Source organism: Pinisolibacter sp. DMC100, from assembly GCF_056313705.1.
The window spans coordinates 162,023-182,853 of sequence record NZ_JBQUZT010000003.1 but is presented as its reverse complement, the minus strand read 5'-3'; the positions used below and the strand labels follow the sequence as shown (position 1 = coordinate 182,853).

At 69.1% G+C, this 20,831-nt stretch carries 18 protein-coding genes; 7 read left to right on the top strand and 11 right to left on the bottom strand.

Annotation, left to right across the window (positions count from 1 at the left end):
* Positions 1-391: 391 nt before the first annotated feature.
* The 5 genes from metH to ACT541_RS14005 form a co-directional block, all read right to left on the bottom strand.
* A complete protein-coding gene (gene metH / locus ACT541_RS14025) occupies positions 392-4,126 on the bottom strand; it encodes a methionine synthase (RefSeq protein ID WP_476137708.1) in 3,735 nt (1,244 codons plus the stop codon).
* Positions 4,127-4,188: 62 nt separating this feature from the next.
* Entirely contained in the window at positions 4,189-5,037 is an 849-nt protein-coding gene (metF, locus tag ACT541_RS14020; protein ID WP_476137707.1) for a methylenetetrahydrofolate reductase [NAD(P)H], read from the bottom strand.
* Positions 5,034-6,089: an ArsR/SmtB family transcription factor gene (locus ACT541_RS14015; RefSeq protein WP_476137706.1), complete on the bottom strand. Its 1,056-nt coding sequence runs from the start codon at positions 6,087-6,089 to the stop codon at positions 5,034-5,036. Before ACT541_RS14015 ends, metF begins: the two co-directional genes overlap by 4 nt.
* A 464-nt stretch (positions 6,090-6,553) precedes the next feature.
* Positions 6,554-7,921 carry an undecaprenyl-phosphate glucose phosphotransferase gene (locus ACT541_RS14010; RefSeq protein ID WP_476137705.1) on the bottom strand — a complete coding sequence of 456 codons (1,368 nt, stop codon included), beginning with the start codon at positions 7,919-7,921 and terminating at the stop codon, positions 6,554-6,556.
* A 302-nt stretch (positions 7,922-8,223) separates the two neighbouring features.
* Entirely contained in the window at positions 8,224-10,296 is a 2,073-nt protein-coding gene (locus ACT541_RS14005) for an elongation factor G (RefSeq protein ID WP_476137704.1), read from the bottom strand.
* Positions 10,297-10,709: 413 nt separating this feature from the next.
* Between ACT541_RS14005 and ACT541_RS14000 the strand changes: the two genes are divergently transcribed.
* The gene (locus ACT541_RS14000) at positions 10,710-12,023 is read left to right on the top strand and encodes a hemolysin family protein (RefSeq protein ID WP_476137703.1); all 1,314 of its coding nucleotides are present in this window, start codon (positions 10,710-10,712) and stop codon (positions 12,021-12,023) included.
* A 9-nt stretch (positions 12,024-12,032) separates the two neighbouring features.
* Here the strand turns inward: ACT541_RS14000 and ACT541_RS13995 are convergent, their stop codons facing one another.
* The gene (locus tag ACT541_RS13995) at positions 12,033-12,986 is read right to left on the bottom strand and encodes a phosphatase PAP2 family protein (protein WP_476137702.1); all 954 of its coding nucleotides are present in this window, start codon (positions 12,984-12,986) and stop codon (positions 12,033-12,035) included.
* 166 nt (positions 12,987-13,152) lie between these two features.
* Complete coding sequence (locus ACT541_RS13990; RefSeq protein WP_476137701.1) at positions 13,153-14,355, bottom strand: pyridoxal phosphate-dependent aminotransferase; 1,203 nt, start codon at positions 14,353-14,355, stop codon at positions 13,153-13,155.
* A 286-nt stretch (positions 14,356-14,641) separates the two neighbouring features.
* On the opposite strand from ACT541_RS13990, the gene ACT541_RS13985 reads away from it, so the two are divergent.
* Both ACT541_RS13985 and ACT541_RS13980 read left to right on the top strand, forming a co-directional pair.
* The gene (locus ACT541_RS13985) at positions 14,642-15,328 is read left to right on the top strand and encodes a hypothetical protein (RefSeq protein WP_476137700.1); all 687 of its coding nucleotides are present in this window, start codon (positions 14,642-14,644) and stop codon (positions 15,326-15,328) included.
* Positions 15,329-15,590: 262 nt separating this feature from the next.
* Positions 15,591-15,845 (top strand): YjhX family toxin, encoded by a 255-nt coding sequence (locus ACT541_RS13980; RefSeq protein ID WP_476137699.1) that lies wholly within the window; start codon positions 15,591-15,593, stop codon positions 15,843-15,845.
* A gap of 25 nt (positions 15,846-15,870) precedes the next feature.
* Here ACT541_RS13980 and ACT541_RS13975 read toward each other — a convergent pair whose 3' ends face one another.
* The 3 genes from ACT541_RS13975 to ACT541_RS13965 all read right to left on the bottom strand — a co-directional run bounded on the left by ACT541_RS13975 (position 15,871) and on the right by ACT541_RS13965 (position 17,030).
* Positions 15,871-16,152: a DUF2798 domain-containing protein gene (locus tag ACT541_RS13975; RefSeq protein ID WP_476137698.1), complete on the bottom strand. Its 282-nt coding sequence runs from the start codon at positions 16,150-16,152 to the stop codon at positions 15,871-15,873.
* A gap of 177 nt (positions 16,153-16,329) precedes the next feature.
* Entirely contained in the window at positions 16,330-16,593 is a 264-nt protein-coding gene (locus tag ACT541_RS13970; protein WP_476137697.1) for a SemiSWEET family sugar transporter, read from the bottom strand.
* Positions 16,594-16,685: 92 nt separating this feature from the next.
* The gene (locus ACT541_RS13965) at positions 16,686-17,030 is read right to left on the bottom strand and encodes a DMT family protein (RefSeq protein ID WP_476137696.1); all 345 of its coding nucleotides are present in this window, start codon (positions 17,028-17,030) and stop codon (positions 16,686-16,688) included.
* Positions 17,031-17,129: 99 nt separating this feature from the next.
* Between ACT541_RS13965 and ACT541_RS13960 the strand changes: the two genes are divergently transcribed.
* Together ACT541_RS13960 and ACT541_RS13955 are read left to right on the top strand one after the other, a co-directional pair.
* A complete protein-coding gene (locus ACT541_RS13960; RefSeq protein WP_476137695.1) occupies positions 17,130-17,870 on the top strand; it encodes a class I SAM-dependent methyltransferase in 741 nt (246 codons plus the stop codon).
* Positions 17,871-17,979: 109 nt separating this feature from the next.
* Positions 17,980-18,357: a DUF3775 domain-containing protein gene (locus ACT541_RS13955; protein WP_476137694.1), complete on the top strand. Its 378-nt coding sequence runs from the start codon at positions 17,980-17,982 to the stop codon at positions 18,355-18,357.
* 4 nt (positions 18,358-18,361) lie between these two features.
* Here ACT541_RS13955 and ACT541_RS13950 read toward each other — a convergent pair whose 3' ends face one another.
* A complete protein-coding gene (locus ACT541_RS13950; RefSeq protein WP_476137693.1) occupies positions 18,362-19,036 on the bottom strand; it encodes an MBL fold metallo-hydrolase in 675 nt (224 codons plus the stop codon).
* Between the two features lie 126 nt (positions 19,037-19,162).
* On the opposite strand from ACT541_RS13950, the gene ACT541_RS13945 reads away from it, so the two are divergent.
* Both ACT541_RS13945 and ACT541_RS13940 read left to right on the top strand, forming a co-directional pair.
* Positions 19,163-19,759, top strand: coding sequence for a DM13 domain-containing protein (locus tag ACT541_RS13945; RefSeq protein WP_476137692.1), 597 nt, complete (start codon positions 19,163-19,165; stop codon positions 19,757-19,759).
* A 350-nt stretch (positions 19,760-20,109) separates the two neighbouring features.
* Entirely contained in the window at positions 20,110-20,805 is a 696-nt protein-coding gene (locus tag ACT541_RS13940) for a cold-shock protein (RefSeq protein ID WP_476137691.1), read from the top strand.
* Positions 20,806-20,831 lie beyond the last annotated feature (26 nt).

Here is a 20,831-nt window from a genome sequence, read left to right as displayed (position 1 = left end):
CCATCAGACCACGCCGCCGCACGCCTTGCGAGCGCATGACGGTTGTGGCGGCGCGGCGAGCGGTTGTCGGGTGGGCGGCAACCGCGCTCCGTCATTTCCGATGCCTCGGCGCGCGGGTTACCCCTCCCCTCAGAGGACCCGCACGCAACTCCGAGGGAGTTCTGATCGTCGTTCGTGCGCGATCCTTCGAGACGCGCCTGCGGCGCTCCTCAGGATGAGGCGTTGGAGATTTCCTCGCAGAACACAAACGCCTCATGCTGAGGAGACGTTCGAAGAACGCCGTCTCGAAGCATCACGCACGGCACCGAAGCCACTTCGCCCGAACTGTGCGGAGGTCCCCTGAGGGGAGGGTGGAGATCCGGCGAGGCCGAAGGGGACGCCCCCCCTGCCCTCACCTCCGGCCCGGCACGTAGGCGAGGATCGGCGCCAGCCAGCGTTCGGCGGTGGCGAGATCCCAGCCCTTGCGCACCGCGTAGTCCTCGACCTGATCCTTCTCGATCTTGCCGACGCCGAAATAGTGGCTCTCGGGATGCGAGAAGTAGAGGCCGGAGACCGAGGCGGCCGGGAACATGGCGAAGCTCTCGGTCAGCTCGATGCCGGCGCGGTGCGACGGGTCGAGCAGACGCCAGAGCGTCGCCTTCTCGGTGTGGTCGGGCTGCGCCGGATAGCCCGGGGCCGGGCGGATGCCGACGTATTTCTCGCCGATCAGATCGGCCGTCGACAGCGCCTCGTCGGCGGCATAGCCCCAGAACTCCTTGCGCACCTTCTCGTGCAGCCATTCGGCGAAGGCCTCCGCCAGACGATCCGCCAAGGCCTGCGAGAGGATCTTGGAATAGTCGTCGTTGGCCCGCGCATAGCGCTCGGCGATCTCGGCCTCGCCGATGCCGGCGGTGACGGCGAAGGCGCCGATCCAGTCCTTCGGTCCGTCCACGGGCGCGACGAAGTCGGCGAGCGCCAGATTGGCGCGGCCGCCGCCCTTGCGGTCCATCTGCTGGCGCAGCGTGTGGAGGCGCGTGAGCGGCGAGTGCCGGCTCTCCTCGGCGAAGAGCTGGATGTCGTCGCCGACCGACTGCGCCGGCCAGAAGCCGACGACGCCCTTGGCCGAGAGCGAGCCCTCGGCGACGAGCTTCGTCAGCATCGCCTGCGCGTCCTCGAACAGCGCCTTCGCCGCCGGTCCGACCTTGGCGTCGGAGAGGATCGCCGGATAGCGGCCGATCAGTTCCCAAGTGGCGAAGAACGGCGTCCAGTCGATGTAGGGCACCAGTTCGGCGATCGACGGGGCGACCTCGCGGATGCCGAGGAAGCTCGGCTTCACCGGCACGTGGGCCGCGAAGTCCGGCCGGAACGCCGCCTCGCGCGCCGCGGCGAGCGAGACGCGCTCCTTCGCCGCCCCACCGCGCGCATGCGCCTCGCGGATCGCGGCATAGTCGGCCGAGATCTCCGCCTTCACCCGCGCCCTGTCGGCGCCGATCAGCGACGAGGCGACGCCGACCGCACGGCTGGCGTCGATCACGTAGACCGCCTGATTGCGGTCGTAGGCCGGGTCGATCTTGACCGCGGTATGGACGCGGGAGGTCGTCGCGCCGCCGATCAGCAGCGGCACGTCGAAGCCCTGACGCTCCATCTCCGAGGCGACGTGCACCATCTCGTCGAGCGACGGGGTGATGAGGCCGGAGAGCCCGATGATGTCGGCCTTCTCCTCGACGGCGCGGGCGAGGATCTTCTCCGCCGGCACCATCACGCCGAGATCGACCACGTCGAAGTTGTTGCAGGCGAGCACGACGCCGACGATGTTCTTGCCGATGTCGTGGACGTCGCCCTTGACGGTGGCGAGCACGATCTTGCCGGCCGACGAGCGACCTTCGCCGCCGCCCGCCGCCTTCTCGGCGTCCATGTAGGGCATCAGTACGGCGACCGCCTGCTTCATCACGCGGGCCGACTTCACGACCTGCGGCAGGAACATCTTGCCCGAACCGAAGAGGTCGCCGACCACGTTCATGCCGGCCATCAACGGCCCTTCGATGACGTCGAGCGGCCGCTTGGAGGCGACGCGCGCCTCCTCCACGTCGGCCTCGATGAAGGTGGTGATGCCGTGGACCAGCGCATGTTCCAGCCGCTTGGCGACCGGCGCCTCGCGCCAGGTGAGATCGACCTCGCGGGGCTTGCCCACCTCGCCCTTGAAGCGCGGCGCGGCCTCGAGCAGACGCTCGGTCGCGTCCGCCCGGCGGTTCAGCACCACGTCCTCGGCGAGATCGCGCAGGTCGCGGGGCAGGTCGTCGTAGACCGCCAGCTGACCGGCGTTGACGATGCCGAAGTCCATGCCGGCGGTGATGGCGTGGAAGAGGAACACCGAGTGCATCGCCTCGCGCACCGGCTCGTTGCCGCGGAACGAGAACGACAGGTTCGACACGCCGCCCGAGACATGGGCATGCGGCAGCTCGGTCTTGATGAAACGCGTCGCCTCGATGAAGTCGAGGCCGTATTCGGCGTGCTCCTCGATGCCGGTCGCCACCGCAAAGACGTTCGGATCGAAGATGATGTCTTCCGGCGGGAAGCCGACTTGCTTCGTCAGGATCTCGTAGGAGCGCGCGCAGATCTCCTTCTTGCGGAGAAGCGTGTCGGCCTGTCCGGTCTCGTCGAAGGCCATGACGACGACGGCGGCGCCATAGGCACGCACCTTCTTCGCCTGCGCGACGAAGGCCTCTTCGCCCTCCTTGAGCGAGATCGAATTGACGATGCCCTTGCCCTGCAGGCACTTGAGGCCCGCCTCGATCACCGACCACTTGGAACTGTCGACCATCACCGGCACGCGGGCGATGTCGGGCTCCGAGGCGACGAGGTTGAGGAAGGTCACCATCGCCTTCTCGCCGTCGAGCAGGCCCTCGTCCATGTTGACGTCGATGATCGCCGCACCCGCCTCGATCTGCTCCTTGGCGACCGCGAGCGCCGCCGGATAGTCGCCGGCGGTGATCAGCTTGCGGAACTTGGCCGAGCCGGTGACGTTGGTGCGCTCGCCGATGTTGACGAAGCGCATTTCGGGCAGATGGGTGAAGGGCTCGAGGCCCGACAGCCGCATGCGCGGCTCGACCGCCGCCACCTTGCGCGGCGCGTGGCCGGCGACGGCCTTCGCGATCGCCGCGATGTGGTCGGGCGTGGTGCCGCAGCAGCCGCCGACGACGTTGACGAGGCCGGAGGCGGCGAACTCGCCGACGAGCTCGGCCATCGCCGCCGGGCTCTCGTCGTAGAGGCCGAATTCGTTGGGAAGACCCGCGTTGGGATAGGCGCAGACGAGCGTGTCGGCGACGCGGCCGATCTCGTCGATGTGGGCGCGCATTTCCTTGGCGCCGAGCGCGCAGTTGAGGCCGATCGAGAACGGCTTCGCATGACGCAGCGAGTACCAGAAGGCCGTCGGCGTCTGGCCGGACAGCGTGCGGCCGGAGAGATCGGTGATCGTGCCGGAGATCATCACCGGCAGGCGGAAGCCGCGCTCTTCGAACAGCGCTTCGATGGCGAAGATCGCCGCCTTGGCGTTGAGCGTGTCGAAGATCGTCTCGACCAGCAGGATGTCGGCGCCGCCGTCGACGAGACCGCGCGCAGCCTCGCCATAGGCCACCGCCAGATCGTCGAAGGTCACGGCGCGATAGCCCGGATCTTCCACGTCGGGCGAGATCGAGGCGGTGCGGTTGGTCGGACCGATCGCGCCGGCGACGAAGCGCGGACGGGAGGGATCGGCGGCGAAGGCCGCGTCGCAGGCCTCGCGCGCCCGGCGGGCGCCCTCGACGTTGATCTCGTAGGCCGCACTCTCCAGCCCGTAGTCGGCTTGCGCGATGGTGGTCGCCGAGAAGGTGTTGGTCTCGACGATGTCGGCGCCGGCGGCGAGATACTGGGCATGGATGCCGCGGATCACGTCGGGCCGGGTGATCGACAGGAGGTCGTTGTTGCCCTTGAGGTCCTTGGCCGCGTCGGCGAAGCGGGCGCCGCGATAGTCGGCCTCCGCCAGCCCGTGGCGCTGGATCATCGTGCCCATGGCGCCGTCGAGGACGAGGATGCGCTCCGCGGCGATCGCCGCCAGCGTCTCGGCGAGCTTCGCGGCGGTGGCGGCGGTGTGGCTGAAGGGCTTGGTCATGGCTTCCTCGTCTTGAACTGAACTCTCGATGGGGCGGATCGCGTGCGAACCGTCCCCGCCCCTCACCCGAGGCTCGCCACGATGCCCGTGACGAGATCCGCCCGGTTCATCGTGTAGAAGTGGAAGTCCTCGACCCCGCGGGCGCGCAGATCCGCGACCTGGGCGATGCCGAAGTCGATCGCCGCCTTGGCCCGTTCGGCCGCATCCTCGCCGACGCCTGCGAAACGCGCCCGGACGGCATCCGGCACGCTGGCGCCGGTCTTCTCGGCGAAGCCGGCGACGGCGGAGAAATTGTGCACCGGAATGATGCCCGGCACGATCGGAATGCCGATGCCGGCGGCACGCACCCGCTCGAGGAAGCCCTCGAACAGGTCGTTGTCGAAGAAGAACTGGGTGATCGCCCGGCAGGCGCCGGCATCGACCTTGCGCTTCAGATTGTCGATCTCGGCGGCCCAGCTGGCGCTCTCGGGATGGCGCTCGGGATAGGCCCCGACCGACACTTCGAAGCCGCCGATCGCCATGATCCCCGCCACCAGATCGGCGGCGTAGGCGTAGCCGCCCGGATGGGGGCGATAGGCGGTGCCGACGCCCTCCGACGGATCGCCGCGCAGCGCCACGATGTGGCGGACGCCGGCTTCCGCATAGGCGCGCACCACCGCGTCGACCTCGTCGCGGGTCGCCGAGACGCAGGTCAGATGCGCCGCCGGCACCAGCTTCGTGTCGCGCACCAGCCGGGCGACGGTGTCGTGGGTGCGTTCGCGCGTCGAGCCGCCCGCCCCGTAGGTGACGGAGACGAAGGCGGGATCGAGCGGCGCCAGCTTCTCGACCGCCGCCCACAGCGCGGTCTCCATCTTCTCCGTCTTGGGCGGGAAGAACTCGAAGGAAATGACGGGGCGGGCCGAGACGGTCATGCGATGGCTTTCCTGGAATCGGATGCGAGAAGGATGCGGGGATCGCGGGCGAGCCACAGCGTCACCGTGAGAGCGCCTTCGGTCGACGACGCGCGGTCGGCGCTCGGCGGCAGATCGCGGACCTCGACCACGTCGAGGCCGGCCTGCTCGAGAAGGCGGGCGATCTCCTGATGCGAGAAGCCGAGCCGGCGATGGGCATGGCTCTCGCGCAGGAATTCGAGATCGTGCGGCGCGAAGTCGACGACGAGGAAACGCCCGCCCGGGCGCAGCGCACGCGCCGCCTCGCGGATCGCCGAGCCAGGATCGTCGAGATAGTGCAGCACCTGATGCACCGTCACGACGTCGAAGGCGTCGCGGGCGAGGCCGAGCGCATGGACGTCGCCGTGCTGGACGCGGGCCCGCGTCAGCCCGGCGCGATCGAGCTCGGTGCGCGCCGCCGCCAGCATGTCGTGCGAGGCATCGACGCCGACGGCGCGCTCGAAACGATCGGAAAGCAGCGTCAGCATCCGCCCCGTGCCGGTGCCGATGTCGAGCAGCGCGCCGAAGGGGCGATCGCCGAGAATGTCGCGGACCGCCTCCTCGACACGGGTCTCCTCGACGTGGAGCGAACGCAGCCGTTCCCAGTCGCCGGCATGATCGGCGAAATAGGCGGCGGTGCGCTCGGCATGGGCCTGCTTCACCGTCGCCAGCCGCTCGCGATCGCGGCCGATCGGCCCGTCGCCGGCGTCCAACGTGGCGAGCAGGCCGCGCACCAGCGCGCCGGCCGCGCCGTCATCGGCAAGGCGGTAGTAGACCCAGGCGCCCTCGGGAAAGCGCTCGACGAGGCCGGCCTCGGTCAGGAGCTTGAGATGGCGCGAGATGCGCGGCTGCGACTGGCCGAGCACCGCGGTCAGGTCCTTGACCGTCAGGTCGCCGGCGGCGAGCAGCGTCAGGATGCGCAGGCGCGACGGCTCGCCGCTCGCCCGCAGCACCGAGACCAGCGCCTCGGCCGAGAGCGTGCCGGCGCCGAACCGCCCGGCGGGGGCGACATCGGGCGCGGCGGGAACGGGCACGGAGGGGATCGGCTTCGTCGTCATGAAGAACGATATAAAGATATCTTTATATCATTTCAACGGTAGAACGCGGTCGGCGTGACGATGGTTCGGCGAGGGGTGGAAGCCGCCGCCGCGGGCGCCCTACCCTTCTCCCCTCGCGGGGCCTCTGCGCAACGCGGTGGAACCGAGTTCGACGTCCGTGCGCAATGCTTCGAGACGGCGTTCTTCGAACGCCTCCTCAGCATGAGGTGTCTGTTTTTTCGAGGCAATCTCCAGCGCCTCATCCTGAGGAGCGCCGCAGGCGCGTCTCGAAGGATCGCGCAGGGACGTCGATCCCGACCCTTCCCGAACGGCGCGACGGCCCCCTCACGGGAGAAGGGCGGAGCGTCCCGCGCCGAGCGTCGAACCACCCCCGAAAAACAGAGAAGCCGCGACGTCCCCCCGGACCGCCGCGGCCTCTCCCCTCCCCGTCGGAGGTGTCCTCAGAAGGCGTTGTCGTCGAAGAGGACGATCAGCGCCGTCACCATCAGGATGCGCAGGTCGAGCCAGATCGACCAGTTCTCGATGTACCAGAGGTCGTGCTCGACGCGCGCCCGCATCTGCTCGACCTCGCGGGTCTCGCCGCGCAGGCCCTTGATCTGCGCCCAGCCGGTGATGCCCGGCTTGACGTGCTGGCGCAGCGCATAGGAGGCGATCAGCCCGTCGTAGTAGTCGTCGTGGGCGAGCGCGTGCGGCCGTGGGCCGACCAGCGACATGTCGCCCCTGAGCACGTTGAAGAGCTGCGGCAGCTCGTCGATCGAGGTGCGGCGGATCATCCGGCCGATGCGGGTGATGCGCTGGTCGCCGCGGGTCGCCTGGACGACGTCCGAGCCGTTCTCGCGCACCGTCATCGAACGGAACTTGAGGATCGAGAAGGGCCGCGCGCCGAAGCCCTTGCGATGCTGGCGGAACAGGATCGGCCGGCCGCTCTCGACGACGATGGCGAGCGCCGTCAGCAGCATCAACGGCGCCAGCAGGAGAAGGCAGAGCGAGGCGACGGTGACGTCGAGCACCCGCTTCGCCGCGCGGTCGAGTTTCGACAACGGCGCGCGCTGCAGCTCGAGCCCGACGAGATCGCCGACGCGCAGCAGCGGTCGGGCGAGCATCCGCTCGGTCTCGTGGTCGGCGAAGAGATGGATCGGCACCGGCACCGGCCCGAGCTCGGCGCGCAGTTCCTCGATCTGGCGGCGGTCGTTCCACGAGGCGAAGACCCAGACGCCGTCGAGCGGCCGTTCGGCCAGCGTCCGGCGCACGTCCTCGCCGACGCGACCGCCGACGAAGCCGGGACCGGCGTCGTCGCCCGGCGCCACCACGGTGAGCGAGGCGACCTCGACACCGTCTTCCGCCAGCCGCCCGGCGAGCCGCGCCGCGCCGCCGTCCTCGGCCACCGCCACCACCGCGACGCGGCTGTGAGAGACCGCGCCGGAAGCGAAGGCCCGCGCCAGCGCCCGCGCGCCGAAGCCGTGCACCGCCGTCAGTACGAAGCCGCCGACGACGAACCACAGCACCACCGTGCCGCGGGCGAAGGCGTCGCTCGCCCTGAGCAGGAAGCCGATCCAGGCGAGGTTGAGGAAGACGAAGGTCCAGGCGACGAGCACATGCACCACCTGCTGCCGCGCCACCGACAGAGCGGCGGTGCGATAGGCGCCGCGCGCACCCATGAAGGCGAGGAAGATGCAACAGGCGAGCGCCGCCATGGCGAGCAGGATGTCGCCGGGGCCTCGGGGCAGAAAACCCTGGTAGGCCCAGGCCGTCACCACCGCCGATCCGAAGATCACCGCGACGTCGCAGGCAACCGTGACGATCTGCAAGACTTCCGTCGACCAGCGACGCCTTCCGGCGCCTACCGGCACGGACCTCCAGAGAGGAGCATGAGACCGACTGTGATCGAACGACGCCATGTATCGATCCGGGACCAGCGATGAGCAGATGCAGAAAGGATTTCTTCATCTTTCTGCATCGGAACATGCGGCCGACACCAGAACGAACTGTCTGGAAGGTTAATCCCGGCGCCGGCTCCGGGACGGGACTCCGATACCCCTTCCGTGGCGGAAGAACGGCGAGGCCGGCGGATTGCTCCGCCGGCCTCCGATTTTCACCGCGACGGGATCGCTCACGCCGCCTGATGTGACGCCTTGGCCCGCTCCAGAACCTTCTGGGCGACGTGGCCGGTCACCTCGGCGAGATTGTCGAAGCTCTGGCGATAGGTGCCCACGCCTTGCGTCGCCGAGCGGATGTCGACGATCAGATGGTCCATCTCCGCCTGCGGGATCAGCGCCTCGACCACGTCCCAGCCTTCCCATCCCGGACGCGCGTCGTAGCCGAGCAACTGTCCGCGACGACCGGAGACGATCTGGTTGATGCGCGCCGTGGCATCCGACGGCGTGGTGATCGACACCTTCAGGATCGGTTCGAGCAGCACCGAATGGAGCTGGGCGAGCGCCTCCTTCATGCCGATGTGGGCGGCCGTCTTGAACGCCATGTCGGAACTGTCGACGGTGTGATAGCTGCCGTCGACCAGCGCGACGTGGAGATCGACCACGGGGAAGCCGTGCAGGCCCTTCTCCAGGAACTCCGCGACGCCCTCCTCGACCGCCGGGATGTACTGCCGCGGCACCACGCCGCCGGTGATCCGGTCGGCGAAGACGAAGCCCGAGCCGCGCGCGCCGGCCGAGACCTCGAGCGCGACGTCGCCGAACTGGCCGTGGCCGCCCGACTGCTTCTTGTGCCGGCCGCGAACCGAGACGTTGCCGTGGTAGGATTCCTTGTAGGGAACCGACACCGGGCCCGTCTTCACCTTGATCGCGAACTTGTGCTCGAGCCGCTCCAGTGCGACGCGCAGGTGCATCTCGCCCTGGCCCTCGAGAATGGTCTCGGCGGTGTCCTGATCCTGGCGGACGACCAGCGAGGGATCCTCCTCGGCGATCTTGGAGAGCGCCGCCGAGAGCTTGACGTCGTCCTTGTGGTCGAGCGAGGCGATGGCGAAGCCCATCACCGGGGCCGGCGCCTCGAGCGACACCAGCGCCGGGATGCCGCCCTTGCGCGCGGCGAGCGTCGTGCCGGTCTGCGCCGGATCGATCTTGCCCAGCGCCACGGTCTCGCCGGCCACCGCCTCGGCCTTCTTCTGCTGGTCCTTGCCGACCAGCCGATAGATGCCCGAGACGCGGTCCGCGTTGCCGTCGGAGGCGAAGAGCGTGGCACCGTCGACGACCTTGCCGGCGAGCACGCGGCTGACCGACAGTTTGCCGCCGTGCGGCGTGTGGATGGTCTTCATCACCTGGACGACCGCGTCGCCGGCGCCGTCGAGGCCGAGCCGTTCGCAGGTCTCGGCGAGGCCGGGGGCCTCGTGGCGCAGCGCCTTCAACAGCCGGCTGACGCCGTTGCCGTGCTCGGCCGAGCCGATGAACACCGGGCAGATCTGGCCGGCGCGCAGTTCCTTGACGAGATCGTCGAAGACCTCGTCGCGCGGCGGGGCGACGTCCGACAGCAGCTCTTCCATCAGATGGTCGTCGTAGTCGGCGATGCGCTCCAGCATCTGGTAGCGCGCTTCCACCTCGGCCGCCTTGTCGGCATCGGGGATCTCGGTGACTTCCGAAGCGGCGTGCTCGTGCCAGACATAGGCGCGCTCGAGCGCCAGATCGATCGATCCGACGGTCGCGCCGTCCTTCACCAGCGGGATCTGGCGCAGCACGAGGGGAACGCGCGAGGCGGGCTGCATCAGCTCCAGCACGTCGCGGACGCCGCCTTCGGTCTTGTCCAGCTTGTTGAGGAAGAGAATGTGGGGAATCTCGCGGTCTTCCAGCATGCGCAGGGTGAGCTGCAGTGCCGGGATCTTCTTCTCGTCGGCCTCGGCCACGACGATCGCGACGTCGACGCCGGTCACCGCCGCCTCGGACTCGAAGGCATATTCGACCGAGCCGGGGCAATCGAGGAACGTGTAGCGGTCGCCGAGGAATTCGCATTCGGCGACGTTGAGTTCGACACCCATCCGGTGATCGCGCGCTTCCTGGGACGCATCGCCGACGGTCGTTCCGGCCGCCACGGTCCCGGCTCGGGTCACGGCCCCCGTGCGTTCGAGGATGGCCTCGAGCAGCGTGGTCTTGCCGCTGCCGAAGGGCCCCACGAGCGCCACGCACCGGGGCCCGCTTCGTCTGCCGGCGGTCTGTCCCTTGTCGGAGGAGGTCATGGCAGTCTCCAATCCTGTCTCGTTGATTGTTCTCTTTATGTTCCCCCATTCCACGCCCCGCGCAACCTCGGCCGGCGGGGGGATGGGGTGCGGCGGGCACCTCGAGAGGGGCGCGATCCGTCGCCGAGGGGATCGTCGTCCCGTTTTTTTCCCCTTGCAAGCCGCGAGGATCGCCGTGCGGGCGATTTCACCGACCGCGCGCATCCGGGCCGTTCGCGCGCCTCCGGGCCAAGCCTCTGAAACGACGATCGTTTCGCCGGCGAAGCGGCGACCGCTCGGCGTCTTTCCGATCCGTGTTGCTCCGTAGATCGCAACTTCCTTGCCCGCAGACCGCGAAACCGCACACGAGCGCGCGTTTATCTGCTAAGGTCCGCGCACTTTCATGGTTCGGAGGGGCTTGGCCCGCGTATCGGATGTTGACCGTCGACTTGCTGATCTTCGCGGCACTCACCCTCGTCAATGCCCTCTTCGTCGCCTCGGAAATGGCGCTGGTCTCGGCCCGACGCGGTCGCATCGTCGCGCTCGCCGACGACGGCGACCGTCGCGCCCGTCGCGCGCTCGAACTCGGCGAACACCCCGGCCGTTTTCTCTCCGCCGTGCAGATCGGCATCACGCTGACGGCGCTGATCGCCGGCGCCTCGTCGGGTGCCCAACTCTCCGAGCGTCTCGCCGACTGGCTCACGACGACCTGGCCGACCTTCGCCTGGGCGGCGAAGGAGACCGCCTTCGTCACCGTCATGGTGATCATGACCTTCGTCACCATCGTCTTCGCCGAACTGGTGCCCAAGCGTCTCGCCATCGCCCGGCCCGAGCCGATCGCCCTCGCCATGGCCGGCTTCGTCGACGTCTTCTCGCGCGCCACCGCGCCCTTCGTGTCGCTCCTCAACAACACGTCGAACTTCCTGCTCGAGCGCCTCGGCGTCCAGGAGACGACCGGTGCCGACGTCACCGAGGACGAGGTCATGCATGTCCTCGCCGAGGGCGTCGAGGCCGGCGTCCTCGACCCGGAAGAGCGCGAGATGCTGGAAGGCGTCATGCGCGTCGCCGACCGCCCGGTGCGGGCGGTGATGACGCCGCGCCCCGATCTCTACTGGATCGACCCGCAGGATCCGCCCGACCGCCTGCGCGACGAGATCCTCGAGTGCCCCTATTCGGCGATGATCGTGGCGGAGGGCTCGATCGACGAGCCGATCGGCCTTCTCTACAAGAAGGACCTGCTGCGCGACGCCGTCGAGGGCCGCGTGCTCGACCCCAAGGCGCATCTGAAGCAGCCGCTGATCGTGCCGGAGAGCGCGCAGGTGCTGAAGCTGCTCGAGCGCTTCCGCGACACCCCCGTCCATGCCGCCTTCGTCGTCGACGAATACGGCGGCCTGCAGGGCCTCGTCACCCTGACCGACATCGTCGAGGGCATCACCGGCGACTTCGCCGACGTCGACGCGCCGCAGGTCTCGGGCCCGGTCCGCCGCGACGACGGCTCGTGGCTGATCGACGGCGACGAGGCGATCGACGAGCTCGAACGTCTGGTCGACCTGCCCGAGCTCGAGCACGAGGGCTATCACACCGTCGGTGGCCTGATGCTGTCGGTGCTGGCCCGCATTCCGACCGAGGGCGACAAGGCGACGCTCGGCGACTGGATCTTCGAAGTGGTCGACATGGACGGCCGCCGCATCGACAAGATCCTGATCATGCCGAAGTCGCGGACGATTCCGATCGAAGACGAAGCCTGACGGCACCGGTCATCGCGTCGCCTCAACGGCGACCGTCGTCCGCGGCTCCGCTGCGCCCGCGTCCTCGCGCCCTCGCACCAGCCGCCGGCTCGCGACCACGGCGAGAACAGCCACCGCCAGACCGGCGAAGGCATCGACGAAGTGATGGCCGCCGTCGGCCGGCACCGCCGCGACGACGAGCAGGTTGAGGACGACCGCGACCGGCGCGACGAATCGCACGTGGCGCAGCGACCAGGCGGTCAGAACCGCCATCGTCGTGTGGAACGACGGACAGCCGACCAGTCCCACCAGCGTCTCGAAACGCAGGATCGGCACCGCGCCGCCGTGATAGGCGACGAGGGCTCTCGCATAGTCCGGATCCATCGCCAGAAAGAACGGCGCAGCGGCCATGCCGCGCTCGTAGGCGAGCGGCAACGCGCCGAAGCTCGGGAAGAGGCACCAAGTCGCCACCACCGCGATCGCCCCGAGCATGAAGGCGAGGATGAGGCGCTCGAGCTCCGGCAGGCGCCCGGTGAAGCCGAGGATCAGGATCGCCACCACCACCTGCCCCTGTGTCGACAGATAGGCGAGCGAGAGGATCGTCCCGACGATCCGCGAACTCTTCACGGTGGTGACGTAGCCCCACCAGTCGAACCCGAGCGCGCGATCGAAGGCCGCCAGTTCGGCATCGATTCGCGGGCGATGCAGGTCGAAACCGAAATAGTTGAGGAGCGCGATCGCCAGCGAGAAGGCGATCATCAGCGCCGCGGCACGTGCCGTCGCGGCGATCCTCGGCTCCGGCCGACGGATCGAATAGAACCCGGTCAGCGCCACGAGCCCGACGACGATCGCTACCGGCGGCCAGAAGCTCGCCCAGTCGATCACCGGCGAGACGAAGGGGGCGAGAGCGAGGAACAGCGACCACGTCGCCGCCACGACGACGACCGCCGCATCCACCCGCCGCACGTCCCTCGCATCCCGCATCGCACCCGTCCTCGCGCCCGATTCGGCATCGCAACCGACGCCGGCATCATGCCGCCCCGACATGAACGAGACGTTGCGACCTCCCCGCCGGCGCCGCGCCTCGAAATGCGGAAAGGCCCGCCGGATCGCTCCGGCGGGCCTTTCTCGTTTCGACGCGAGTGCTCGATCAGCGCAGGTTGCCGCAGAAGCGCTGGATGCGCTTGCAGGCTTCCTCCAGCGCCGAGGTGGCGGTGGCGTAGGAGATGCGGAAGTGGGGCGCCAGACCGAAGGCCGAGCCCTGCACCACCGCGATGCCCTCGACCTCGAGCAGCTCGGTGACGAAGTCGTCGTCCGACGTGATGACCTTGCCCGAGGGCGAGGTCTTGCCGATCGTGCCGGCGCAGGACGGGTAGACGTAGAAGGCACCTTCCGGGGTCGGGCAAGTGATGCCGCTCGCCTGGTTCAGCATCGACACGACGAGGTCGCGGCGCTCCTTGAACACCTTGTTGTGCTCGGCGATGAAGCCCTGCGGCCCGTTCAGCGCCTCGACGGCCGCCCACTGGGCGATCGACGACGGGTTCGAGGTCGACTGCGACTGCAGCGTCGCCATCGCCTTGATCAGCGCCTCGGGGCCGGCGGCGTAGCCGATGCGCCAGCCGGTCATGCAATAGGCCTTGGAGACGCCGTTCACCGTGAGGGTACGGTCGTAGAGGCCCGGCTCCACCTGCGCCGGGGTGGCGAAGGTGAAGTCGTCGTAGACGAGGTGCTCGTACATGTCGTCGCTCATCACCCAGACATGGGGATGACGCATCAGCACGTCGGTCAGCGCCTTCAGCTCGGCGGCGGTATAGGCCGCGCCCGACGGGTTCGACGGCGAGTTGAAGATGATCCACTTGGTCTTCGGCGTGATGGCGGCCTCGAGCGCCGCACCCGTCACCTTGAAGCCGGTCTCGATGCCGGCCTCGACGAAGACGGGCGTGCCGCCGGCGAGCAGGACCATGTCCGGGTAGGACACCCAGTAGGGCGCCGGAATGATCACCTCGTCACCGGGGTTCAGCGTCGCCATCAGCGCGTTGTAGAGCACCTGCTTGCCGCCGGTGCCGACCGACACCTGGGACGGCTTGTAGGTCAGGCCGTTCTCGCGGGCGAACTTGTCGCAGATCGCCTTCTTCAGCTCCGGGATGCCGTCGACCGCGGTGTACTTGGTCTGGCCGTCGCGGATCGCCTTGATGGCGGCGTCCTTGATGTTCTCGGGCGTGTCGAAGTCGGGTTCACCGGCGCCGAGGCCGATGACGTCGCGCCCGGCCGCTTTCAGCTCGCGCGCCTTGTTCGTCACGGCGATCGTGGCGGAAGGCTTGATGCGCGAAAGGCTGTCGGCGAGAAAGGCCATGACGGTTCTCCGTTGTCGGGTGCCACGAGATCGGCACGAAGAAGAAGGCACGTGGGAATCCTGCCCCGGAAGGACGGTCCTTGCGGGAACGGCGGGACCCTAGTCCCGGTCGCCCGGACGGGCAAGCCGTTTTCCTTGATGGATGCGATCGAAATCGGCGATCGGAGGGCTGCCCCGCATGCCCCGACCACCGGCGAAACGCGCCGCGCTGCGTCGAAGGAAAGGCTGTCGCCCGGAGCGATTGCGCGCGACACTGCGTCCACGCCGGACATCGCGGAGATCCGCCATGGTCACCCGTTCGCTCGCCTTCGGTTTCGCCCTGTTGCTCGCCGCCGCCCTTCCCGCGGCGGCCACCTCCAACCATGAATACGCGGCGGGCGAATTCGCCCCGATCGCCGATGCCGTCTCGCCCGACGGACGCTTCGCGGTCGTCGCCCACGGCGAGGGCGACCTCGGCATAGACAACTTCGCGCTCCATCTCGCCCGCCGGCCCGGCGACAGGCCGATCACCGTGCTGCCCGGCTCCGACGAGACCTTCCTCGACACCGCGCCGGAGGCGTTCCGGGCGATCTGGGCCCCCGATTCCCGCCACGTCGCGGTCGACTTCCGCGCCGATCGCCACGAGCGGGCGACGGCACTGTGGTCGGTCGCCGACGGCCGGGTCGCCCGCGTCACCGGCACCGACCTCTTCGAGAAGGCGACCGGCCGTCGCGAGCGCTCGCTGTCGGCCCGGCGAACCGCCGGAGACATGCAGCTGAAATGGCTCGCGGCCGACCGCTTCGAACTCACCGACACGCGAATCTGGCTGGTCCGGAAGGCCAAACGCCCGGACCTCGGCGCCTTCGGCGAGACGCGCGACGAGATCGACGACACGTCCGAACTCTACGGCTTCGCCGCCCGGGCCGAATGCACCCTCGTCACGCCGACGACCTACCGCTGCAGGAAACCCGTCCCGGCCGGCTTCGAGCCCTGAGGCGCGATCGGCCACCAGCCGATCATCGGGCGCCGATCGACGAGCCGCTCCGCGTTGCCCCCGATTGCCGGGGGGCGTCCACGGTGCGATCCTGAAGACCTCTCGATGGAGGCTGGATGTCGGAGACTGTCGGAAGCCACCCGCGCGCCTGATCACGCTTCACGCGGATCGGATCGGCGCGTCCCGTGAACACCCCCTCGGCCGCCCTGCGGCGCGAGCGTTTCGGTGTGTTCGACATCGGCTTTCGATCTCGAGACTTCCCATGAACATTTCCAGGACCGAACAGCGCGTGCTCCACGTGCTGGCCCTCGGCGGTCGCATCCATCATCGCCGCCACGGCACCCGCATCGTCGCCGTCGACTGCATCGACCGCGAGGGCAACCGCCTCGTCGACTGCGACCTCGCCACCTTCGCCCGGCTGAAGCGCCGGGGCTTCGTCCACTCGCGCGGTGGCGCACCCTACGAGCTGACCGAACTGGGACGCCGCTCCGTCCGCGCCGAGTTCGACCAGCGCTGACGGAACGGGTCTGCGAGCGGGCGCCTCAGCGCGCCCGCTCGCCCGGGGCGGCGACGATCATCGTCGCCACCTTGCGGACGACCGGCAGCGCGATCAGCAGGACGGGAAAGGCGATCACCCAGGAGAAGGCCCAGGCGCGCATCCAGCGGCCGATCAGGCCCTCGACGAGGCCGATGCCGAGCGCCGTCGAGACGCCGGAGACCACGAAGGTCATGACGATCGACAGCAGGAACGGCAGCACGATGCCCATCGCGGAGGACGGCAGCTTGCGGACACGGGAGCGGGAGGAGGAAGAGAGAGTCGTCATCGACATCATCCATGAAGCGTCGTCGAGCCGGAGCACCCTTCGAACGGCCTCGAGCCGTCGAAGTCCCCGGTCTCGATCGAACCGAGGTTGGCGCGTTGCTTGACGTCAGACGCTTACGGACCCGCGATTGCGGCGACGGCCCCTTGTCTCATATTTGCGAACGTCTCGCAAGACCCATCACCCGTGGCGGATCTTCTGCACCACGATGGCGAGGTTCAGCGCCAGCGAGACGGCATTGGCGATGATCACCGGCCACGAACCGATCAGCAGGCCGTAGACCAGCCACAGCAGGATTCCGAGCCCGAAGGCGGAAAAGGTGACGAGCGACAGCGAGGCGACGTCGCGGTGGCGGATGGCGCGCAGCGTCTGCGGCAGCCAGCACAGCGTCGTCAGCAAGGCCGCGCCGGCGCCGATCAGTTCGGTCTCGAGGGAGGAGAGCATCGACGGGATCTTTCTCGCGAGGCCCGCGGGATTCGCGGGACACCTCTTCTAGCCCGACCCGGACGCGCGCGGCAGACGGTCGCGCGCAACCCTCACCACTTCTGGAAGACGAGGAAGGCGCCGAGGGCGATGAAGGCGAAGCCGAGCACGTGGTTCCAGCCGATCGCCTCCTTCAGCCAGAAGAAGGAGAACAGGCCGAACACCACCAGCGTCACCACCTCCTGGATCGTCTTCAACTCGATCGCCGAATAGAACGCGTGGCCCCAGCGGTTGGCCGGCACGGCGATGCAGTATTCGAAGAAGGCGATCATCCACGACACCAGCACGACCATCCACAGCGGCCGGTTGGGATAGGCGAGATGGCCGTACCAGGCGAAGGTCATGAAGACGTTGGAGACGACCAACATCAGGATGGGGTAGAGCATCGTCAGGTTCATGCGTTTCCTCTCGGCATTCTCGGCCCCGTCGCCGATCACCCCGTCCAAGACCGGAGCAGTCCGCTGTCCACGCCCCTGGCCCATCGCCTGCGGTACGAGTTGATCCACCTGTGGGGCCTCGTCACCGGCGCGCGGCTCGTCAACATCGGCTTCGCGCCGCCCGATCGTCCGTCCGACGCCACCGTCACGACCCGCGACCTGCGGGCCCGCGGGCTCTCGGTCTACGCCGAACTTGCTACTTTCGTCGAGGCCTCGACGCCGACGACGCCGGCCCGCGGCCTCGAGATCGGCTGCGGCCAGGGCGACGGCCTGCGCCGGCTCGGCGAGGTCGCCGGCGGACGTTGGAGCGGCATCGACCTGTCCGCCGTCGCCGCGCTGATCTGCCGTCTGCGTGGCCTCGACGCCCGCCTCGGGACCAACACCGCCCTGCCCTTCCCGGACAACGCCGTCGACCGCGTCGTCGCCGTCGAGGCCCTGTTCATTTTTCCGCGATCGGACGAGGTCCTGCGCGAAGCCGCCCGCGTGCTCGCGCCGGGCGGACGGATCGGCATCGCCGAATTCCGCCGCGGATCGATCGACGACACCCGCCGCTTCGTCGAAGCCCGGGCCGAGGCCGCCGGCCTCGAACTCGCCGCCTTCGCCGACCGCAGCGACGATGCCCGTCGCGCCCTCCTCTCGGGCGAGCCGGCCCGCGCCGCGCTGCTCGCCTTCGCGCCGAGCCCCTTGCGAGCCCGCTTCGCCGAGACGCTGTCGCTCGCCGGTTCCGACCGCCACCGTGCCTGGCGCGAGGGTGAGTTCTGCTTCTTCCTCGCTGCTCTGGGGCGTCGAGGCGACGCCTGAGCCCGGTTTTCGCTGCGGAAACTTTTTGATCCGGCTCATGGCCGGCGGCGGCCGAACGCGCCACACTTCCCTTGCCGAACACGAAGAAACCGACGGCAGGGAGGCGAAGATGGATCTGTCGATCGCCAAGGTCCTCGAACTGGTCGAGCATCTGCGCATGCTCGATGCGGAGAACGGCGACGGCCGCATGGAGGGCGCCGACGACGACGTCGAGGCCGGTGCCGGCCACCTCTACGAGGACTACGACCGTGACGGCGTCGAGGCCCAGGTCCGCGGCGTCATCGATTCGCTCAACGTCGACGAACAGGCCGACCTCGTCGCCCTGCTGTGGGTCGGCCGCGGTGACTTCGAGGCCGAGGAATGGCCCGCCGCGATCCGCCGCGCCCACGAACGCCGGCTGCGCTCGACCGCCGCCTACGTCATGGGCCTTCCCAACGCCGGCGACCTGCTCGAGGAAGGCCTCGCCGCCGTCGCCGCGAACGCGTGATCCCTCAGTCCTCCGTCAGGAACGGGTTCGACGCCCGCTCGCGGCCGAAGGTGGAGGTCGGTCCGTGGCCGGGCAGGAAGCCGATCTCGTCGCCGAGCGGCAGGAGCTTCTCGGTGATCGAGGCGATCAGCGTCGCGTGGTCGCCGCCGGGGAAGTCGGTGCGGCCGATCGAGCCGGCGAAGATCACGTCGCCGACCACCGCGAAGCCGGCGTCGCGCGAGAAATAGACGACGCTGCCCGGCGAATGGCCGGGGCAGTGGATCACCTCGAGCGTGAAGGGACCGACCGTCACGCGGTCGCCGTCGTGGAGCCAGCGGTCGGGCGTCACCGCCTCGAACCCGGCCATGCCCCATTTCTTCGCCGATTCGGGAATGCGGGTGAGCAGGAACTCGTCTCCCTCGTGCGGCCCCTCGATCGGCACCGGCCCGCCCTGCTTCGCCTCGAGCGCCGCCTTGAGCGGCGTCGCCCCGCCGGCATGATCGAAATGGCCGTGGGTGATCAGGATCTTCTCGATCGTCACGCCGAGTTGTTCGATCGCCGCGAGGATCTTGCCGATCTCGCCGCCGGGATCGGTGACGGCACCGCGCTTGGTCGCCTCGTCGAAGAGAATGGCGGAATTCTGCTGGAGCGGCGTCACCGGGACGATGGCGAGCCGCAGGCTGGAAGGCGTATCGGTCATGAAGATCCTCTCGGCCGGGATGCGACCTCGCATCGCGCGAGGCGAACGGACTCGCGTCCCGGCACGAGGCATACTATGTGCTGCGATGATCCCCCGTCGAGCCGCGACGCAACCGGAGCCCGCGAGATGAGACCCGCCCTGACGCCGATCGTGCGCCTCGCGACGCTCGCCCTGGCGACCGTCCTCGTGGCGCCGCTGGCCCTGAGCGCGACCGACGACGCGGTGCCCGGCCCCCTCCGCCCGCTCGGCCCCCCCGGCGATACGGTCGTCGCCTCGCCCGCCCAGCCGGCGAAGCCGACGAAACCCGTCGCCCCGCCGATCCTGCGCGACGCCAAGGGCCGCCCCCTGCCGCCCGCCCAGCAGACCACCCAGCCGGTCAAGGCCTGGGTCGGCGTGCTGGCGCCCGTCGTCCGCGGCGAGCTCGCGCGCGGCAAGATCCGGCTCGACGTCGCCACCCGTCGGATCGACGTCACCGACTTCGCCGTCACCGACGCGCCCGACCTCGAGGTCGCCCTCGTCGCCGCCGACAAGATCGACGACAACGCCGCCCTGATGGCCGCCAAGCGCGTGTCGCTGGGCCGGCTGAAGCGGATTCGTTCGCCGCTGGCACTCAAGGTGCCCGAGGCCGTCGATCCGGCGGTCTACCGCACGCTCGTCGTGTGGTCGCGCCGCGATCGCGCACCGCGTGGGCTGGCCCGGCTGCAGCCCGAACGCCCGCGCTGATCCGAACGGCGCGGATCGGCGCTTTTCGGTAAACCGCACGTGAACCCTGCGTCATCGCAACGGCCCGCAAGACGGCCTTCCGGCCCGCGGCGGCCTTGCCCTTTCTCGCCATTTCGTCCATAAATCGGCGAGGCGGCGGTTCGGAACTTGGGCGAGACGGTCGGCGCGACCGGTTCTCGGCGTTCGAGGGCAGACGGAGGCTTTACCTCCCGATCCCCTGAAAGCGAGAAAAACAGCGCAAATCATGTCCCGACGTGTAACGTACCTGCCTCGTCTTCCCTCGCGACCGACCGGTTCCGGGGGAACGTGTCGTACATAGGGGGCTCGAGCCCCGCGGGAAAGGACTTGGAATGAGGGATCGTGGTTTCGGCGGCGGGCGTGGCGGCGACCGCGGCGGTTTCGGACGTGATCGTGGTGGTTTCGGCGACGAGGGTTTCGGCGGCGGACGTGACCGTGGCTTCGGCGGCGGCGATCGTGACCGTGGCTTCGGCGGCGGCGATCGCGGCAGCTTCGGCGGCGGCGACCGCGGTGGTTTCGGCGGTGGCGACCGCGGCGGCTTCGGCGGCGGCGATCGTGGTTTCGGTGGCGGTGGACGTGATCGCGGCGGCTTCGGCGGCGGCGACCGTGGTGGCTTCGGCGGCGGCGAAGGCGGTGGTTTCCGTCCGCGTCGTCCGTTCGGTGGCGGTGAAGGCGGCGGCGACCGTGGCTTCGGTGGTGGCGACGAGGGCGGTTTCCGTCCGCGCACCCCGCGTCCGCAGGTCGAGCGCGGCCCGCGTCAGAACGGCACCGTGAAGTTCTTCAACGCCGAGAAGGGCTACGGCTTCATCACCCCGGACGAGGGCGGCGCCGACGTGTTCGTTCACGTCTCGGCGGTCGAGCGTTCGGGTCTCGGTACCCTCGACAAGGGTCAGAAGATCTCGTTCGAGACCGAGCCGGACAAGCGCGGCAAGGGCCCCAAGGCCGTGAACCTGCAGCCCATCGAGGGCGGCGAGGCTCCGGCCGAGGAAGGCCTCGACGCTCCGGAAGCCTTCGACGACGAGGAATGATCCGTCCGGGCTCTCTCGAGAGAGCC

What these genes read in the sequence shown, in the direction of transcription:
- metH (WP_476137708.1), bottom strand. Translation starts at nt 4,126, where the DNA reads ATGACCAAGCCCTTCAGCCACACCGCCGCCACCGCCGCGAAGCTCGCC.
- metF (WP_476137707.1), bottom strand. Translation starts at nt 5,037, where the DNA reads ATGACCGTCTCGGCCCGCCCCGTCATTTCCTTCGAGTTCTTCCCGCCC.
- ACT541_RS14005 (WP_476137704.1), bottom strand. Translation starts at nt 10,296, where the DNA reads ATGACCTCCTCCGACAAGGGACAGACCGCCGGCAGACGAAGCGGGCCC.
- ACT541_RS14000 (WP_476137703.1), top strand. Translation starts at nt 10,710, where the DNA reads ATGTTGACCGTCGACTTGCTGATCTTCGCGGCACTCACCCTCGTCAAT.
- ACT541_RS13995 (WP_476137702.1), bottom strand. Translation starts at nt 12,986, where the DNA reads ATGCGGGATGCGAGGGACGTGCGGCGGGTGGATGCGGCGGTCGTCGTC.
- ACT541_RS13990 (WP_476137701.1), bottom strand. Translation starts at nt 14,355, where the DNA reads ATGGCCTTTCTCGCCGACAGCCTTTCGCGCATCAAGCCTTCCGCCACG.
- ACT541_RS13985 (WP_476137700.1), top strand. Translation starts at nt 14,642, where the DNA reads ATGGTCACCCGTTCGCTCGCCTTCGGTTTCGCCCTGTTGCTCGCCGCC.
- ACT541_RS13980 (WP_476137699.1), top strand. Translation starts at nt 15,591, where the DNA reads ATGAACATTTCCAGGACCGAACAGCGCGTGCTCCACGTGCTGGCCCTC.
- ACT541_RS13975 (WP_476137698.1), bottom strand. Translation starts at nt 16,152, where the DNA reads ATGACGACTCTCTCTTCCTCCTCCCGCTCCCGTGTCCGCAAGCTGCCG.
- ACT541_RS13970 (WP_476137697.1), bottom strand. Translation starts at nt 16,593, where the DNA reads ATGCTCTCCTCCCTCGAGACCGAACTGATCGGCGCCGGCGCGGCCTTG.
- ACT541_RS13965 (WP_476137696.1), bottom strand. Translation starts at nt 17,030, where the DNA reads ATGAACCTGACGATGCTCTACCCCATCCTGATGTTGGTCGTCTCCAAC.
- ACT541_RS13955 (WP_476137694.1), top strand. Translation starts at nt 17,980, where the DNA reads ATGGATCTGTCGATCGCCAAGGTCCTCGAACTGGTCGAGCATCTGCGC.
- ACT541_RS13950 (WP_476137693.1), bottom strand. Translation starts at nt 19,036, where the DNA reads ATGACCGATACGCCTTCCAGCCTGCGGCTCGCCATCGTCCCGGTGACG.
- ACT541_RS13945 (WP_476137692.1), top strand. Translation starts at nt 19,163, where the DNA reads ATGAGACCCGCCCTGACGCCGATCGTGCGCCTCGCGACGCTCGCCCTG.
- ACT541_RS13940 (WP_476137691.1), top strand. Translation starts at nt 20,110, where the DNA reads ATGAGGGATCGTGGTTTCGGCGGCGGGCGTGGCGGCGACCGCGGCGGT.